Annotated in this window: 13 protein-coding genes; 6 read left to right on the forward strand and 7 right to left on the reverse strand. The window is 69.6% G+C overall.

Features of this window, described 5'->3' with window-relative positions:
• The first annotated feature begins 35 nt into the window (after positions 1-35).
• Positions 36-1,493, forward strand: coding sequence for a pyridoxal-dependent decarboxylase (locus tag DAT35_RS08085; protein ID WP_108066299.1), 1,458 nt, complete (start codon positions 36-38; stop codon positions 1,491-1,493).
• Between the two features lie 60 nt (positions 1,494-1,553).
• Here DAT35_RS08085 and DAT35_RS08090 read toward each other — a convergent pair whose 3' ends face one another.
• Positions 1,554-3,482 carry a hypothetical protein gene (locus tag DAT35_RS08090; protein ID WP_146209624.1) on the reverse strand — a complete coding sequence of 643 codons (1,929 nt, stop codon included), beginning with the start codon at positions 3,480-3,482 and terminating at the stop codon, positions 1,554-1,556.
• Positions 3,483-3,913: 431 nt separating this feature from the next.
• Between DAT35_RS08090 and DAT35_RS08095 the strand changes: the two genes are divergently transcribed.
• The gene (locus DAT35_RS08095; RefSeq protein WP_108066301.1) at positions 3,914-4,249 is read left to right on the forward strand and encodes a DUF4180 domain-containing protein; all 336 of its coding nucleotides are present in this window, start codon (positions 3,914-3,916) and stop codon (positions 4,247-4,249) included.
• A 54-nt stretch (positions 4,250-4,303) separates the two neighbouring features.
• Here the strand turns inward: DAT35_RS08095 and DAT35_RS08100 are convergent, their stop codons facing one another.
• From DAT35_RS08100 to DAT35_RS08115, 4 genes are read right to left on the reverse strand one after another with little or no spacing between them, the layout of a single operon-like run.
• Positions 4,304-7,225 (reverse strand): Ig-like domain-containing protein, encoded by a 2,922-nt coding sequence (locus DAT35_RS08100; RefSeq protein ID WP_146209625.1) that lies wholly within the window; start codon positions 7,223-7,225, stop codon positions 4,304-4,306.
• 40 nt (positions 7,226-7,265) lie between these two features.
• Positions 7,266-8,843: a caspase family protein gene (locus DAT35_RS08105; protein ID WP_199242834.1), complete on the reverse strand. Its 1,578-nt coding sequence runs from the start codon at positions 8,841-8,843 to the stop codon at positions 7,266-7,268.
• A complete protein-coding gene (locus DAT35_RS08110) occupies positions 8,843-9,622 on the reverse strand; it encodes a hypothetical protein (protein ID WP_108066303.1) in 780 nt (259 codons plus the stop codon). The genes DAT35_RS08105 and DAT35_RS08110 overlap by 1 nt, the downstream gene beginning before the upstream one ends.
• Positions 9,619-10,227, reverse strand: coding sequence for an RNA polymerase sigma factor (locus DAT35_RS08115; RefSeq protein WP_233261353.1), 609 nt, complete (start codon positions 10,225-10,227; stop codon positions 9,619-9,621). The genes DAT35_RS08110 and DAT35_RS08115 overlap by 4 nt, the downstream gene beginning before the upstream one ends.
• Before the next feature lie 383 nt (positions 10,228-10,610).
• Here DAT35_RS08115 and DAT35_RS58840 point away from each other — a divergent pair, with 383 nt between their 5' ends.
• On the forward strand, positions 10,611-10,754 hold the full coding sequence (locus DAT35_RS58840) for a hypothetical protein (protein ID WP_158501599.1): 144 nt from the start codon (positions 10,611-10,613) through the stop codon (positions 10,752-10,754).
• Between the two features lie 144 nt (positions 10,755-10,898).
• Here DAT35_RS58840 and DAT35_RS08120 read toward each other — a convergent pair whose 3' ends face one another.
• Entirely contained in the window at positions 10,899-11,759 is an 861-nt protein-coding gene (locus tag DAT35_RS08120; protein ID WP_199242835.1) for a haloalkane dehalogenase, read from the reverse strand.
• Positions 11,760-11,925: 166 nt separating this feature from the next.
• Between DAT35_RS08120 and DAT35_RS08125 the strand changes: the two genes are divergently transcribed.
• The 3 genes from DAT35_RS08125 to DAT35_RS08135 all read left to right on the forward strand — a co-directional run bounded on the left by DAT35_RS08125 (position 11,926) and on the right by DAT35_RS08135 (position 15,327).
• The gene (locus DAT35_RS08125; protein ID WP_108066305.1) at positions 11,926-12,837 is read left to right on the forward strand and encodes a LysR family transcriptional regulator; all 912 of its coding nucleotides are present in this window, start codon (positions 11,926-11,928) and stop codon (positions 12,835-12,837) included.
• A 147-nt stretch (positions 12,838-12,984) separates the two neighbouring features.
• The gene (locus tag DAT35_RS08130) at positions 12,985-14,067 is read left to right on the forward strand and encodes an SMI1/KNR4 family protein (protein WP_108066306.1); all 1,083 of its coding nucleotides are present in this window, start codon (positions 12,985-12,987) and stop codon (positions 14,065-14,067) included.
• 291 nt (positions 14,068-14,358) lie between these two features.
• Complete coding sequence (locus tag DAT35_RS08135; protein ID WP_108066307.1) at positions 14,359-15,327, forward strand: polysaccharide deacetylase family protein; 969 nt, start codon at positions 14,359-14,361, stop codon at positions 15,325-15,327.
• A gap of 204 nt (positions 15,328-15,531) precedes the next feature.
• Here DAT35_RS08135 and DAT35_RS08140 read toward each other — a convergent pair whose 3' ends face one another.
• Positions 15,532-16,371, reverse strand: coding sequence for a dienelactone hydrolase family protein (locus DAT35_RS08140; protein WP_108066308.1), 840 nt, complete (start codon positions 16,369-16,371; stop codon positions 15,532-15,534).
• Between the last annotated feature and the right edge of the window lie 136 nt (positions 16,372-16,507).

Raw genomic sequence — 16,507 nt, forward strand, 5'->3', positions numbered from 1 at the left:
CCTTGCCCGCGGCTGTGAGCCCCTCAGGAGACAACGTGAACCTGGACTTCGATCTGCAACGCTTCCGCCGGCTGCTGGAGCTCTCCAGTGAGCAGGTGCTCTCGCTGTACGGGTCACTCGGCGAGAGAAAGGTCACCCACGCCAGTGGCCCCCAGGTGATTGCAGACAGGTTCTCAGAGCCGCTCCCCATCGAGGGACGGGAGCCCGAGGAGCTCCTCGCGAAGGAGGTCCCGTTCATCTTCGGGCACTCGACGCTCAACATCAGCCCGAGGTTCTTCGCCTACGTGATGTCCGGAGGCAGCCAGGTCGGAATCCTCGCCGAGCTCCTCGGCGCCGCGCTGAACGTGAACCATGCGAAGTGGCACCTCGCCTCCGCGGCGGCGGAGATTGAGCGCGCGGTCATCCGGTGGTTGTCGGAGTTCATCGGCTACCGCACCGGCGCGGGGGGCGCGCTGGTGAGCGGAGGCAGCGAAGCGAACCTGTACTGTCTCCGTGTCGCGAGGGACGAGAAAGCGCCGGGTGTGCGCGAGGACGGATGCCGCTCCGCTCGGCCCCTGACCCTCTACGCGTCGGCCGAGACGCACTCCTGCATCAACAAGTCCGTGGAGATGCTCGGGATTGGCAGCCGGCACCTGCGGAAGATCCCGGTCGATTCCCGCTTCCGGGTCGACGTGCGGAAGCTGGAGGAACACATCGCCCAGGACCTGAAGGCGGGGATGCAGCCCTTCTGCATTGTCGGCAACGCGGGAACCGTCAACTCAGGGGCGGTGGACGACCTCGACGCGCTGGCGGACGTGGCCTCGAGGTACGGGCTCTGGTTCCACGTGGATGGTGCCTATGGAGCCGCCGCGGCGGCGGTGGACGCAACGAGCGAGATGTTCCGGGGACTCGAGAGGGCGGACTCGATCGCCCTGGATCCGCACAAGTGGCTCCAGGTGCCGTTCGAGGCCGGCTGCGCACTGGTCAGGGACTGGGCCAGCATCCGGAACTCCTTCAGCTACGCCGCGCCCTACCTGCGAGCGACGAGCGACAACGCGGAGAGATGGGATTGGATGGGCCACACGTTCCAACTGTCACGCGGCTTCCGCGCGCTCAAGGTCTGGATGCAGTTCCAGGTCTATGGAAGCCGGAAGCTCAAGGCGGTGATCGAGGAGAACGTGTCGCTCATGCATCGGCTGGGGGCGGAGATCGACCAGGCACGAGACTTCGAGCGGATGGCGCCCGTGCCACTGTCCATCGTGTGTTTCCGATACGTCCCCGCGCAGGGGCCCTCGTTGGCCGACGACGAGCTGGACCGGCTGAATGACCGGATCCTCGAGGAGTGCGAACGGCGCGGGGAGTTCTTCCTGACCGGAACGAAGCTGAACGGCCGCACGGCCCTTCGGGCGTGCCTCATCAACCACCGCACGACCGAGGCCGAGACGCTGGGCCTGCTCGCCCACCTCCGCTCGCTGGGGGAGGAGCTCACGGGCGTCGCGGGCGTTCGGCCGTAGCCTCCCGGCGACCAGACGGTGCGCACGGGAGGCCCGAGTCCAGAGCCGGAGTGACTGCGGTCAGTCGTTCCGGTTCTGCGCGGTGATGTCACCCGGGAGCGGGGTGTCGCGGTTCGAGCCCATCCGCAACCGCGCCATGGCATCCCCCATCCAGTTGGGGTCGTCCGAGTACTGCGTCAGGGCATTGGCGACGTCACCCGGGTTCTGGGCCTTGGCCAGGGCGTCGATGAACGCATCGCCCCGGTTCATGGTCCGCCAACCGGTGGAGGAGAGCTGGTCCATCTTCGCCACGTAGTCGCGGGCGCGCTGGGACAGCTGCGTCATCTGGTCCGGGGTGAACGTCAGCTTGATGTCGTTCTCCTTGTCGAACTCGTGCTGATCGACCTTGTAGGCCTGGGCGTAGAGCTCCTCGACGTCGCCCTCCATGCCCTTCATGAACAGGGAGAACTTCTGCTTCGAGTAGTCCTCCTTGCCATTGGCGTCGATGTGGCGCTCGTAGTTGAGCTCGTGTCCGTTGGAGCGCTTGAGATCCAGCGTGGCGTCCTTCGAGCCGTCCGGGTGGGTCGTCTCGACGATGGAGGAGTTGCTCTCGGGGACGACGTCCACGGACCCCTTGAGGGGCCCCAGCGCAGCCTCCAGCGTGGACTTCGAGCTGAGGTCCAGCTTCTCGACCTTCGCCGCGCCGGAGACGCCGTTTCCATCCTTGAAGGGGAGCTCACCCGAGCTGGCGTACTTGTCGAAGGCGGCGCGTCCGTCCTTGTTGGAGAGGTCGAACTCTGCGGTGCGGAGCTTGTAGTGGGTCATCGACGTCGTTCCCGTGAGGGAGACCGAGGCCGGCCCCACGCCGACGCTGACCGAGAGCCCGCTCTCGAGCAGCTCCGTGGGACCGCCTGTCACCTTGACCTTGTCGCCATCGCGCTCGGTCTGGATGGACATGCCCTTGCCACTCTTGTGCTCCTCGCCCAGGCCCAGCTCCACCTTGAGCGCCTCGACGCTGGCCTCGCCGGACCAGCCCTTGAGCTGGGAGGACTCCATCGTCACCGAGGCCTTGTCCGGCACCGTCTCCGGCTTGAGCGGGTGCGGAGGCGGAATCTCGCCCCGCTTGAGCCGCTCGAAGTCCTCGTCCTTCATCTTCACTTCGTACGTCTGGGACTTCCCCGTCGAGACCCCGCCGCCGACGCTCACCTTCTTCATGTCCAGCGAGCCGGAGGCCGACGCCTCCATCTCGGCGGTGAGCTTCACCGTCGTGTAGCCGTCCTTCTTCTCCACCTCCTTCTCGAGCGTGCTGCTGAACTCGACCGAGACGGGCCCCGCCTGGCCCGGGACGTTCACCTCGTACGGCGTGGCGGTGGCGGCGTTGGGCGCGTTCGACGGCACGCCCGGGTCCGCGACCATCATCTGCTGGAGCTCGGGGGACACCTTCGCGTCGGAGAGCGCCTTGGCGCGCTCGGGAGAGCCCGCCTCGGTGGAGAACACCTTCGCGGCCGTCGTCCCGGGAATCGAGCCCGCCTCGCTGTAGTGCGGCTGCTCCTTGAGGTACGACTTCATGTCGTCGTAGCTCTTGCCGCTGCTCGGGTCGAGCACGCGCTCGCCCTGGCGCACCACCACGTGGCCCGTCTGGCCCTCGGCACCGGCGCGCGAGTCCTTGAGGAACACCAGCTCCGAGCGGCTCTGCAGCTCGGGCGAGCTCTTGTTCACCCAGTCCGCCGCCTTGTCGAGGCAGTTGACCTTGCCGTCCTTGCTGTTCTCGGTGAACAGCGACGAGGCGGGCGCGCCGCCCTGGCCGTCCAGGCGCAACGTGTTCTTCTGGCCCGCCGGCTCGAAGGACGACCGCTGAGCCTCCGCCGCACGCCGCGCGGCCTCCGCCGCCGCCTGAGCCTCCGCCGCACGCCGCGCTGCCGCCTCCGCCGCACGCTGCGCCGCCGCCTCCGCTGCACGCTGTGCTGCCACCTCTGCTGCTCTACTGTCACCCACGCGTCCGACGCCCATGGTGCCTCCTCGCACTCGAAGCGATATGGATTGCTGCGAACCTGACTTGATTTCGTATTGTCGGCAGCCGGGATTTCGAGTTGCTTGATTCCTCTCAATCCCAAACGGCCCACCCGGCCAAAGACAATACAACCCCATACACCCGCGCCCAGGGCCTTCCGGGGGCACGAGCGCTCGGTGCATGGGGCCGTAGTGGGGGCCTCGATTCCAGGACACACGCTGGGCCCGGGTGGCGCATTTCGGCCGGGATTATTCCCGGGCCGCGCGCCAACCCCTTGGAATCAGGCCACTTTCCCCAAGACCCAGGCGGCGTACGAAGTGTCTGACACCTCCGGAGGCTCATGCATATCGACCCCCGCGCCCATGCTCCCGGTCAGGCAGACTCCTCTGGTGCGGTCCTTGCGCAAGACCCGTAGCCGAGAGGAAGAACCATGAATGACGAACGCAGAGTCCTCGTTGCCTCCGAAGCAGGCATCTCCATCCGAACCGTCCGGGACGTGACCGACGCCATCGGCGCATGCTTCGGGGCGGAGGGAATCCTCTTCACCGAGGAGGACCTCGCTCCGGAGTTCTTCAACCTTCGCAGTGGGCTGGCGGGCGAGTTTCTTCAGAAGTTCGTGAACTACCGGCTGCGCGTGGCGCTCGTCGTGCCCCACCCGGAAGCCCACGGCGAGCGCTTCAAGGAACTTGCCTACGAACATCGAACGCACCCGCTGGTGCGATTCGTTCATTCCCGGGCGGAAGCCGAAGCCTGGCTCCGTGCCTGACACGTCGGTCCGTCTGCATGGCGCGCGGCTTCAGGCCCCCGTCCGTCCCCCGTGTCAGCGGAAGATGCGCAGGGCGCTGGGGTACTCGCCGTTGGAGTCGACGTGCCGCCAGGTGAGGGTGACGAGGCCGTCAGGCTGGCCGTCGGCGGCCTCCAGGTGCACGTACGAGCTCGGGTCCACCTCGAGCAACCGCACCTCGCCCCAGCCGGTCCCCGCGCGGAAGCGCTGCGCCCAGATGCCCGCGCGCCAGTAGCTGCTCTGGAAGCCCTGGGAGTAGGGGCCGTAGTGGGCATCCCAGAACACCCAGGCCTCGCCCGGGGCGGCCGTGGTCAGCTTCACGCTGTAGGTGCCGAACACCGTCGGGACGGTCACGGTGCTCGACTCCCAGGTACCGCCGGGCGCCCGGTGGCCCACCCACACGGCGGTGCTCCCCGACCCGGTGCCGCCAATCACGGTGTCACCCTCGGGCTCGAGCAGGACGCTCAACTGCTCGAACTCGCGCGGCGCCACCAGCTCCGCGGCCTGCAAGCCCCCCGCGGCTGGGTCGAACCGGCGCAGGGAGGTCCCGGACACGCCGCTGTAGGCGACCCAGCCGCTCCCATGGCGCGTAGTCCCCAGCCGCAGCGCGCCCGTCGCCCCCTCCGCGGGGTCCGACATGGCCCCCCAACCCACGCCCGGCACGAGGGTCCGCGCGCTGTAGCCGCGCTTGTCGTTCCCCAGGTCCTCGCTCCACACCAGGAGCACCTGTCCCCCAGCCGTGAGCGCCCCCTCGAGCCGGGTGTTCGGGGCCACGTTCGCGAGGGTCTCCGAGGTCTCCACGGGGTCGGCTGCCGGCACGCGCGCGCACCACACGCGCTCGATGTCATCCGTGTGCAAGCTGACCCAGCACGCGGTCACGTCCCCGCCCTCGTCGAGCGCCACGGCGACCTGGCCGGTGGGGCTTCCAAGCACGGTGAGTGCGAGCGGCTCGGTCCACGCGCCCGTCCGCGAGTCGAAGCGGACCAGCCGCACCGGGTCCACGCCGACGCTCTCCGTCCACACCACAGCGGCGTCGCCGCGTGCGTTCACCGCGAGCCGCGGCACGCCGTTGTACGCGGCACCCGAGGTGAGCTCGTGCGGCGTGCCCCAGGACGTGCCGTCCCCGGCGCTCGCACGCCGCGCCATCTTCACGCGCACGGGCGCGTACGAGCTGCTGCTCGTCCCCTGGTAGTCGAGCGCGAAGGTGAACCCCTGCTCGTCGTGCGCGAGGTACCGCGGGCCGAACGACAGCTCCTCGCGTGCCCGCCAGCCGGGGGCGCCCGAGGCATGCACGAAGGCGCCGGTCACGGCCACGCAGCCGGACACGTTGCCCACGCCGTCCACCGTGTGCGCGGAGTAGCGCGTCGTGGTCTCGGCCGAGGCCTCCAGCGGGGCCTCGAACCAGGTGGGGTCGGCCGCGGTGGGACCGCGCACCGCGACGACCTCGGCCATCACGGGCCCCTTGCACCCCGTCTGGGAGAAGACCTGTACGCGCGCGTCGAGCGGAGCCGTGCCGAACACACTCACCCGGGTCTCGACCGCCGAGGGCGAGGGAGCCGCGAGCCGTAGCTGTGCAGGCGGTGGGGGCGGGGTGGCGTCGTACACGTAGCGCAGCGAGGCAACATACCGACCCTCGTTGTTGAGCCTGTCTCTCGCGTGCACGAAGAGGGTGCACGCGTCGGCTGGCAACGAGAGTTCGATGCGAAAGGTCCCATCCATGTCCGCCCAGCCAGAGCCGAGCGTCTGGCCGTTGCCTATTCCGCACTCGCTGCCCTCGACGGACACATACGCGTACGGCTCGGTGAGACCCGTCAGCGTCGGCGCGCGGGTCACGTTGTTGGGCGAGGCGGGTGAGGTGGCCAGCTGCGAGACGGTGGGCGGCAGGTCATCGTGGACGTAGTTGCCGATCCACGCGCACTCCGAGACATTGTGCGCCGGGTCCTCCGCATTGACCGAAACCTGGGTGGTGGCGTTGCTCGCCGCCAGGACGGAGAATGACCACCATCCGTCCGATGGAACGACGCCGCTGTCCGACGGGTCTCCGGAGCACGTGGCGTTCAGCCACAGCCTCACGGTGGTGCCGGGCTCCGCCAGGCCGCTGAAGCCCAACGACCGGCTCGTTCCCGTATTGGGCTGCGAGGAGAGCTCCTCGGGGGCGGCGGGCGCCACGTCGTCGTGCGCGTAGCTCGCCGCCACCCCGAAACACGCGCCCTCATTGCCGGCCGCGTCCGTGGCGCGCACGTTCCATCGGGAGAGCTGGTTGGCCAGCGCCTCGGCGACGAAGCTGAAGTCGCCGGCCGCGCTCGCGGCCAGCTCCGCGAGGGGTGTTCCCTCGCAGCGCTCCCCCGCGAAGAGGCTCACGCGCGCCGCCCCCTCGGTCGTTCCCCGGAGCGTGACGGACGTGGCTCTTCCAGTGGGGGCGCCCTCCCGGCTCCAGGCCGACACCACCGGGCTCACGTCATCGTGGTCCACCCAGAGCGCCGACCCATTGCAGGGCGAGGTATTGCCCGCCGCGTCGCGCGCGTTCGCGCTGATGGCGGTGCGCGCGTTGGCCATGACGGTGACGGTCAGCTCGAAGCGCCCTTGTGCGTCCGCGGAGCCCGTCTTCTCCGCGGCGCCGGCGCAGTTGGCGTTGAGGTACACCGACACGGTCGAGTTCGCCTCGGCCGCGCCCTTGATGGTCATGGCCCGCTGGCGCGTGAGCAGTCCGGTCTGCGACCCGGTCAGCTGCGGCATGGCGGGCGCCGTGGTGTCGCGCGGCGTGTTGGGTGTCGGCGTGTCGGGCCCGGCGCAGGACTGGCTCTCGGGTACGCACTGGTTGGCGCAGCAGGTCCAGCCCTCGGAGCAAGGGCAGGGCCGGTTGCCCTCGGGCAGTTCTTTGGCGCAGCCTGCGGCGGTCGTCGCGAGGGCGGCGCACAGCGCCAGCCACAGCATGGGTCGGAGGTGGTTTCGGGTCATGTCGAGGGAGAAACGCCGCTCGGCATGACGGTGGACGAACTCACCATTGCCCGGTGAGGGAGAGGGCGCCCACGCCGGGGCCCACGGTAACGCTGGGCAGCGGGGTGGTGGCAGGCGCGCCCGACCCCAGGAGCAGCACCCCGCCGAGGACGCTCGCCGCCAACCCCACGCCACCGAGCACCACCGTGGCGGTGTTGACGGCGCGGATGTGGGCATTCTGCTCGGCCACCATTGACTGGGAGGCGGTGGACGGCAGCTTGTGGGCGAGCCCCTGCGCGTACACGGAGGTGCCCACCACCCCCACGAGCGAGGCACCGCCCACCACGAGCGCCACCACGCCGCCCTCGAAGCGGGCGTCCGGGCCAGTCTCGGCGGGGCCGGCAGGGGATGGCACGCGCGGCGCCATGGGCGGGGGTGGCAACTTCAAACGCGCCACCTCGTCCGGGCCGAAGGGCAGAGTAAACAGGCGGGTGAAGGACTCGTGCGCGGCGCCGCGCCAGGCGACCTGCGGAGGTCGAGGCTCGAGCGCGGCGAGCTCCACCACGCCGTCCCCCGCCGGCAGCCGGTACTCCTGCTCGTGCTCGCCCACGTGCCGCAGGAAGAGGAGACCGGTGGGACCCGGCCGCACCAGGTGCACCGGCTGGCCGGGGGCGGAGTGGAACTCGGCAAGCCGCACGCCATTGCCGTCCTCGAGCTGGTAGTGGCCGCCGAGCGCGCCTTCCACCTCGAGCCGGCGGCCGAGTCCCGGCCGCAGGTCGAGCAGCACATCACCGCCGGCGGGCGGCCGCGCGTGGACCTGCGGGCGGAAGCGCTCATTGGGGATGGCGGCGTTGGCCTGCGCCACGAACGCGGCCACCTCGCGATAGGACACGCGCCCGTCGTGGTCCGCGTCCGCCGCGCCCATCAGCGCCGAGCGCACCTCGTGGTGGAAGATGCCGGCCTGCACGCCCTCCCACTCGTGGCTCTCGCGCGCGGACGAGGTGGACAGCAGCAGCCCCACGTTGGCCGCGCCAGCCAGGCCCGGCGGCACGGCGAATCCGCTGAGGGCCCGGCGCTCGCCACCGGGGCCGCGGCCGTAGGCCAGGTAGTACGAGTCGCACGCGTCCACGATGACGTGCACGCGGCTGGCGCCCACGGGCTCCACCACGTCGCGCATGAGCTCGCGGCCGGTCAGCGGCCCGTCCTCCAGGCTCACCGAGCCCACCCCGTCGCGCAGCGCACCGTGGCCCGCGTAGACCACGTACAGCTCGGCGGCCACGCCCCGCGCGCGCGCCTGGGCGATGTCGTGCGCGAGCTGGCGCACCTGGGCGCGCAGGGTGGGCAACGTGGGCTCGAGCGCCTCGGCCGCCGCCTGCGGGTGCAGCCTTCGCGTGTTGTCGTCGAGGCGCGAGAGCAGATAGGTGCGCGCGCCCAGCAGGCGGAACAGGTCCAGGTAGCGCGCGGCGTCGTCGTCCGCGAAGCGCAGGGGCTGTTGGTCGTGGTCGTAGCTGCGGTTGACGCCGAGGATGAGCGCGAAGCTGGCCACGCGCGGCGCCTCGCCCTCGGCGGGCGGGGGCGGAGGCGGCTGCGCGCGGGCGAGGGCGGCCACCAGGACCAGGGCGAGGGCCAGCGAGCGCATCACGGTTGGACCTGGAGGGGGATGCGGGTCAGGTGCTCGTCCTCGCCGGCGAGCGGTGCCTGCCGGGCGAGCCGCGCTTCCACCTCGTGTACGGAGAGGGGGGCGCGGGTGAAGAGCGCATGGAGGACGAGCGGCCCCGGGGGCAGCGGGTGGCGGATGGCGTCGGGCAGCTCGAGGGGGTGCTCGCCCTGCCGCGCGGGCACCGAGGTGGGCGAGTGGTCCGGGTCCGTCCAGCTCGGGTAGTACCAGTACACTTGGCCGGCCGCGTCGGTGGCGAAGACCATGAGGAAGGGCAGCCCGTCCGGGTTTCGATAGGCGAAGGCGAGCTCGTCGTCGGCGCGCACGCTCCCATCGGCGGGCTCGGCGTTGCCGTCGCGTACCCGGTACACCTCGAGCGCGGACGGCGGCCCGGCAACCGGGCTGTGGGCCTCGGTGCCGCCGCGCGGGGTAAAGCCCTCATCGGCCGTGGGCGGGACGCCCAGCCGCGGCACGAGCACCAGCGCGACGACGCCCAGCGCGAGCGTGAGGCCGAGCGGCACGGGCCAGGTGCGGGCGCGCGGCGCGGCGGCGAGCCCGAGCCCACGCGCGAGCCGCTCCCGGGCGTCGGGGATGGAGCGGTCCACCTCGGCGAGCAGCAGGTGCCGCTCATAGCGGGCGCGGCAGGTGGCGCACCCGGGCAGGTGCTCGCGCAGCGCGCGCTCGTCTCGAGGGGGCAGGCCACGGCGGCCGAAGTGCGCGTCCACCAGGCGCGTCGAGTCACAGGCAGAGGCGGAGCTCATGGGCCCTCCGAGGCCAGGAAGTACTTCTTGAGCAGGTGCCGCACGCGCAGCTCCTGGTAGGCGAGCGTGGTGCGGCTCAGACCGAGCTCGGCGGCGGCCTCGCGCTGGCTCAGGCCGCGCAGGAAGATGGCCTCGAACACGGGCCTCCATTTGGCGGGCAGCCGCTCGCTGCGGAAACGCTCCACCAGCCGCTGCGCCTCGAGCCGGCGCTCGAGCCGCTCCGCGTCCGGCCCGCTGAACGCCCCGCTCGCCTCATCCGCGAAGCGCGCCACCACGGCGCTCTCGCGGGCGCGCGAGCGGACGAAGTCGAGCGCCTGCCGCCGCGCCACCACGCTCAGCCACGCCTCCAGCGAGCCGCCCTGGAACCCCGAGCGCATGGACGGTTGAGACACGAGGCGCAGGAAGACGTCGTGGACCACCGTCTCGCGGTCCGCCCCGGTCAGCACCGAGCCCACCGCGCGCGACACCGCGTCGAAGTGGGCCTGGTAGCACTCGCCGAGCAGCGCGGGTTCTCCCGCGTGGAAGCGGGCGAGCCAGTCGGGCGGCGTGGCATCGGGAGCGAGCGCGGTCGGACGCATCGGGCTGGGGCGGAATGCGGAAATCACTCTAGAGCCCACAACGCCGCGGGCCCGCCCGGTGGACGAAAGTTTCTTTCGGGAACGCAGCCCGGTGTCTAACGCATCCCGCCACGCACAGGAAAGATGGGCCCCCTTTGGGCACACGCCTGCCCAGGCCACCCTTCCCCGTACGAAATGTCCCGTACGAAGTGTCGTACGAAGTGTCTGACACCTTCGCCGTACGAAGTGTCTGACACCTTCGCCGTACGAAGTGTCTGACACCTTCGCGTGCCTTCGCGTGACACCTTCGCGTACGAAGTGTCTGACACCTTCGCGGGGGCCCGTACGAAGCGTCTGACACTTGGCGAGACCACTTGTACGAAACGTCTGTACGAAACGTCTGACACCTTCGAAGGCGCGACTCCGTCCCGGTGGAGAGCCACTTCGAGCACACCGAGACGGTGGAGCTCGATACTCCCGAGGAAGGCATCTCCGGCACGGGTGTTGCTCTGGCCGCCCGGCGCGGACAGGACGGGCAGGGACAGAGGGAGGAGTGGGCGGTGGCGTTGCGGTGAGGCGGGTCCGCGGGCGATGGGCCGGTGAGGGCGAGGTGGATGGGGCGGGGGGTTCTCGCGAATTTCCCCGCGGATGGGAGGTGGTGCCTTCACCGGCCTGGAGCTTCTGGAGCAACCTTTCTCTGACACCTTCGTCGGCACGAGTCACGGGTGGACGGGATGGCGGTCGAGCCAGCGGGCGATGGTCTGGCCGATGTCGTCGGGCAGATCCTCGCTGGCGTGGTGGCCGGCCGGGCCGAGCGCCACCACCTCGAGTGCGGCGAACGTGTTGCGCGCCCACTCGACGATGGCCGGGGAGCCGAGCGGCGTCGGGCTGTCGAAGGTGAGCAACAGCTTGGGCACCGACGGCGACGCCGCCATCCAGTCGACGTAGCGGTCCACCACCGCCATCACCTCGGCCGGCTGGTTCTCGATGGGAATCTCGCGCGGCCACGCCAGCACCGGGCGCCGCGACGCCGGGTCGGGGTAAGGCGCGTAGTACACAGCGGCCTCGGCCTCGGTGAGGCCTCGCTTGACGCCGGCGCCCAGCGAGCGGACCAGGAACTGGTTCTGCTCCAGCACCAGGGTCTCGCCCACGCCGGGGGTGCGCAGCTTCTTGAACAGCTCGGCGCCCTGCGGCGGGTAGTCGCTCCACTTGAGCGAGCGGAAGAAGGTCTCGAACACGACCAGGCCGCGCACGCGCTCGGGGTGGCGGGTGGCCCAATCCATGGCCAGCGAGCCGCCCCAGTCGTAGCCGACGAGCACGACGTCGTGCAGCTCGAGGGCGTCGAACCATGCGTCGAGGTAGCGGGCGTGGTCGGCGAAGCGGTAGGCGATGTCGGGCTTGCCCGAGTCACCCATGCCAATCAGGTCGGGCGCCAGCACGCGGTGGTTGCCGGCGAGGTGGGGGATGACGTTGCGCCAGACATAGGACGAGGTCGGGTTGCCGTGGAGCAGGACCACGGTGGGGCCATGGCCGGCTTCGCGGTAGGACATGTGGGAATCGAGGACTTTGATGTCACGCATGGAGGTCTCCGGAGGTAGGGGGGCGGGCGGGGTCGCCGCACGCAGACAGGCCGCGAGGGCGACCGGGAGGAGCAAGGGGAACAGCTGCATCGTGCGCATGACCACACCATGGGGCCGACCATCATTTTCGGCCAGTGAGGATTCATGACATGTATCCTCACCAACCGTGAGCCTTGCTGCCCTCGACCTCAACCTGCTCCTGGTGCTCGACACCGTGCTCGCCGAACGCAGCGTGGTGCGAGCCGCCCGCCGCCTCCACGTCACGCCATCGGCCATCAGCAATTCGCTGGCCCGCTTGCGTGCCTCGCTCGGCGACCCACTGATCACCCGCAGCGGCCGAGGCATCGTGCCCACCCCTCGCGCCGCCGAGCTGGCACCGGCGCTGGCCCGCGCCCTGCGCGACCTCGACCACGCCGTGCACGGCACCGCCTTCGATCCCACCACCACCACCCGCCAGTTCTCGCTCGCCATCGCCGACGCCGGCCAGGTGGTGCGGCTGCCTCGCCTCGCCACGCTGATGGCCGCCGAGATGCCGCGTGCCAGCCTGCGGGTGGTCGGCATCGACACCCTGCTCACCGGCGGCGGCCTGGCCAGCACCGAGGTCGACGTCGCGGTCGCGGTAGGCGAAAAGGGCCCCGGCATGCACCTCGAGCCGCTGTACCGCGAGCGCACCGTGCTGGTGGCGCGCCGCGATCATCCCCTGGCCGGAGACCGCATCTCCAAGAGCGTGCTGGCCGACCTGCGCCACGTCGAGGTGCAGGTGGCGCCCGGTAAGGGCTACCGGGAGCTGCCCGGCGCCTATGCCCGCCTCGGCATCACCCGTGACATCGCGTTGATCGTGCCGAACTTCAGCGCCGCCGCCGCGGTGGTCGCCGGCACGGACCTGGTCGCAACCCTTCCCGCCTCGCTCGTCGCCCGCCTCGGCCCGCGGCTCGGCCTGCGCACCGTGCAGAGCCCGGTGCCGCCGCTCACCCTCACCATCAACCTGTGGTGGCACGAGCGCACCGACGCCGACCCGGCGATGATCGCTTTCCGCGACCTCATCCGGCGCGCCGGTGCCCGCAGCCAGACTCATTGATGAGCCTGTTGTCCTTTGCGGGGTCCGCCATGGCGATGAAGGCCCGTACGAAGTGCCTGACACCTTCGGCGGCGCAAGCACGGGCACACTCGCCTGCCACGCTGAAACGAGCACTCGCCGAAGGAGGAGCGTGTAGATTCCGGCGCAATGACGAGCGACCAGCGCCCCAAGGGCGTGCCTCCCGAAGCGACCTTTGATGCCGACGCCAACCTATGGCGAGACGGCGGCCCGAACGACGCGCGTGAGCGCCTGTGGATCCATCCATCGGGCCTCTTGCTGCTCGACGCCACACGCAAGGATGGCAAGCTCGACGGCGAGATCAAGTGGTCGCTCGGCATCCACCAGATGTCCGAGCATGCACCACGCGAGGCCATGCAGGCTGCGCTCGGTCTGCCAAAAGGACCGACCAGCACGATGATCGCAACGTTCGCGGACGGCGCGCTGGTCGAGGTGCGCTTCCGTGTCGGCTTCGACTTCCCGGACACGCTGCGGGTCGAGCTCCGTGACGGCGTGCTCGACGGCGTCGTCGAGTGGGTCATCGGGCCGGCCAACGGTGCGCTGTTCGAGCACGCCAGCACCACGCTGCTGCCCAAGGTCTTCAAGGTTCCCAAGCCGTGGCCCCACCGCCTGACGGCTGTCTTCGTCAAGGGCAAGCTGAAGAGCACGACGTTCTTTGCCAAGGACGGCACGCCCCTCGACGCGAGTCCGACCAAGGTCACCGAGTGGGGAGAGACCGTCGAGGCGAATACCCTCACCGGCTACATCGAGCGCGGCGACTTCGCGGCGGACGCGGCGCGCTTCTTCCCGAAGGAGCGCCGCGTGTCGAAACCCAGCAGCGAGAAGGTTCGCCTCGTGCCTGCGGGTCGCGCGCTCGACGACGCGGTGACCGGCGGTGGCGTGCCGTCGATGACCGTCGCGTTCGACTTCGACAGCTATGGCTTCGACTGCAAGAAGGAGGAGCTGTACGGAGCAAACGACGACAAGTACGTCGGCATTGCGAGTGACGGCTCCGGCGAGATGTTTCTCCTCGATGTCACCACGGGAGAAGTCGTCCGCTACGCGCACGAGGAAGGCTCCGTCGCGCCGGCATTCACGTCACTCGATGAGCTCGCCTTTTCACTCCTCCGCGTCGAGGCGGCCGCCAAGAAGCTGATCCCGAAGGCAAAGCTCTCGGCGCTGTTCAAGAAGCTCGGCCTCACGACGGCCGGCGCTCTGTTGAAGGAATACTGACGTCGAGGCTGCACGCGCGGGTGCTCTCCGAACAGGCGCCTGCGCAGCTCCTCGGCGATGACCACCGACGGGTTGGAGAGGAAGCTCACGCCGAGCACCAGGGCCTCTTGTTCTTCGAGGAGATGAGCGGACTTCAGCGCGCTCCGCGAGCTGGCACGGGTGGGTGCGCAGCACCGGTGCCTCCCTCTCGGGGCTCATCGAAACGCAGAGCGTGAGCCTCTATGCTTCCGGCGGCAGGGAAGGCCCGCGTCTCCGGCGGAGCTTTTGAATCCTTGCACAAGGAGCAACATCATGGATTGGAAACACATCACCCACGTCGTGTCCGCAGCGGCTTCGTTCCTGGCGATGGTCACCGCGCCTCTTTCTGCCCAGGCGCTGCCGAACAATGCTCAGGTTCCGGTGCTGTATTACCACTCGCATCAAACGGGCGGAGCTGGCATTCCCTGCACGTATGCGAATACCGCTGCGATCGCGCTGGAGCAGGACCTGCAGACGATCCGTGCCGCCGGGTTCACGGTCGTCCCTCTCTATTGGGTCGCCGAGTGGGCTCGCGGCCTACGCGATGGCAGCACCCTGCCCAATAAAGTGGTCGCCATCAGCTTCGACGATGGCGCCGACTATGACTGGGTCGACTGGGCCCATCCCAACTGTGGCACCTTGAAGAGCTTCAGGCGCGTCCTCCAGGAGTTCAAGGCGAATACACCGGGACTCCCGTGGTACTCGCCCCATGCATCCTCCTTCGTCATCGCTTCGCCCGTCGCCCGCAGCGTGATGTCCTACGCGACGGGGCTGCCGATGGGAGACTGGTGGTGGGCCGAGGCGCAAAACTCGGGAATCATGGAGGTCTACAACCACTCAACCGACCACGACAATAGCCATATCCAGGGCTCCTACTGGGACTATGCCCTCAGCACCTATATACCGGTGATGGGTGCTCCGGGCAGGGACAACTTCTACCGGATGACGAGCGATGCACAGGCATTCACCGAGGTCGCCAGCGCCGCTGCGTACATCCAGGGGAAGATAGGGGTGTGGCCCGACCTGTTTGCATATCCCAATGGCCTCGGCGCGCCCGGCAGCTTCATCCACAACTGGATGCTCGGGCACGTTGGCCAGCACCAGACGTTGGCTGCATTCTGTGCGAACAACGCCTACGTGAGCAGGAATTCGCCGCCGTACTGCATGCCGCGGTTCGGCCATCCTTCTGCCTGGCCCAACATCTGGTCACTTCAGACCATCCTGCTCGGCTCGGGCCAGTGAACCCGGCCCCGCTGCTGCTCCAGTCGAAGCAGTGACGCCATGTCGGGTGGCGGCCTCCCTCTTCATGTACCGATGACACTTGGCTCCCGGGAAACCGTGGGGCACCCATCGAGAGAGGGAGGCGTGCGGTCATGTCGCGGTACGAAGTGCCGGTACGAAGTGCCTGACACCTTCGTCGCGCAAGGCCCTGGCGGCTCTGGCCGGTCAGCCCGCGAGCAGCCGGGTTCGGAACAACGTGAGCACCTGCTCGAGCGCCGCGTGAGTGGGCTCGCCCGGGGCATCGACGAAGTCGACGGTGAGCACGCCGTGGTGTACCGGAAGCGGCCCCTCGGGATGACCGTCCGCCTGTGCGAGCTCGACGGCCACGAACCCCTCGCCGAGCCGCTCCCGGAGGAAGTCGAAGCGCTCATCGGGGACGAATGGGTCTCCCTTGAAGCGCAGGCCGAGCACCCTCAGTCCCTCGGCGGCGCAGCGGCCAGCGACGGCCTCGAGCGTGGCAGGCTCGCAGTCGATCGACCGCCGTTGCCGCTTCGTGAATGCGAGGGGGAGCGAGGGCTGTGACAGCACCGGGGCGAGTACCCGCGGATCGACGGCCATGGCGAGCGCGAAGCCGCCCGTGAAGCACATTCCCACCACGCCGACTCCCGGCCCCCCGCAGCGTCCATGCTCCTGCGCGGCGAGTGCCCGCAACCACGTGACGATGGGGGAGGAGCGGCCCGTGGCGAGGACCGTGAACTCCCGGCTGATACAGGCCCGCGCCATCGTCGAGAGTCCATAGAGCACCGTACCCACGCCCCCGACGAGCGGGTCACGCCCGGCGGTGCCGAAGAGGTCGGGCAGGACCGCGGTGCAGCCCAGCGCGACCACCCGGTCCGCGAACCCCAGTAATTGGGGAGAGATACCCGGCATATCGGCCATGACCAACACTGCCGGCCCATGACCCTTGCGGAAGACGTCGTGCGAGACGCCCTCGTGGATGAAGACCTCTCGCATGAAGGTGCTCAGGTCTCCCGCGGGTGCGCGGGGCTTCCCGGTGGTGTGCATGGGAGGACCGCACCACGCTCACGCGCGCCGAGTCCAGTCCGTGGACCGGCGATTGCGCCCCCATGGACAAGTCCCCGGGCGAAGGCCGTACGAAGTGCCTGACACCTTCGCCGCGAGCTCAACTGCAGCGCGGCCG

Source organism: Vitiosangium sp. GDMCC 1.1324, from assembly GCF_003044305.1.
In the GTDB taxonomy this organism is placed as follows: Bacteria; Myxococcota; Myxococcia; order Myxococcales; family Myxococcaceae; genus Archangium.

Coding starts and splice junctions, on each gene's coding strand:
- DAT35_RS08090 (WP_146209624.1), bottom strand. CDS start 3,482: ATGGGCGTCGGACGCGTGGGTGACAGTAGAGCAGCAGAGGTGGCAGCA.
- DAT35_RS08110 (WP_108066303.1), bottom strand. CDS start 9,622: ATGAGCTCCGCCTCTGCCTGTGACTCGACGCGCCTGGTGGACGCGCAC.
- DAT35_RS08140 (WP_108066308.1), bottom strand. CDS start 16,371: ATGCACACCACCGGGAAGCCCCGCGCACCCGCGGGAGACCTGAGCACC.
- DAT35_RS08100 (WP_146209625.1), bottom strand. CDS start 7,225: ATGACCCGAAACCACCTCCGACCCATGCTGTGGCTGGCGCTGTGCGCC.
- DAT35_RS08105 (WP_199242834.1), bottom strand. CDS start 8,843: ATGCGCTCGCTGGCCCTCGCCCTGGTCCTGGTGGCCGCCCTCGCCCGC.
- DAT35_RS08095 (WP_108066301.1), top strand. CDS start 3,914: ATGAATGACGAACGCAGAGTCCTCGTTGCCTCCGAAGCAGGCATCTCC.
- DAT35_RS08120 (WP_199242835.1), bottom strand. CDS start 11,759: ATGCGTGACATCAAAGTCCTCGATTCCCACATGTCCTACCGCGAAGCC.
- DAT35_RS08130 (WP_108066306.1), top strand. CDS start 12,985: ATGACGAGCGACCAGCGCCCCAAGGGCGTGCCTCCCGAAGCGACCTTT.
- DAT35_RS08135 (WP_108066307.1), top strand. CDS start 14,359: ATGGATTGGAAACACATCACCCACGTCGTGTCCGCAGCGGCTTCGTTC.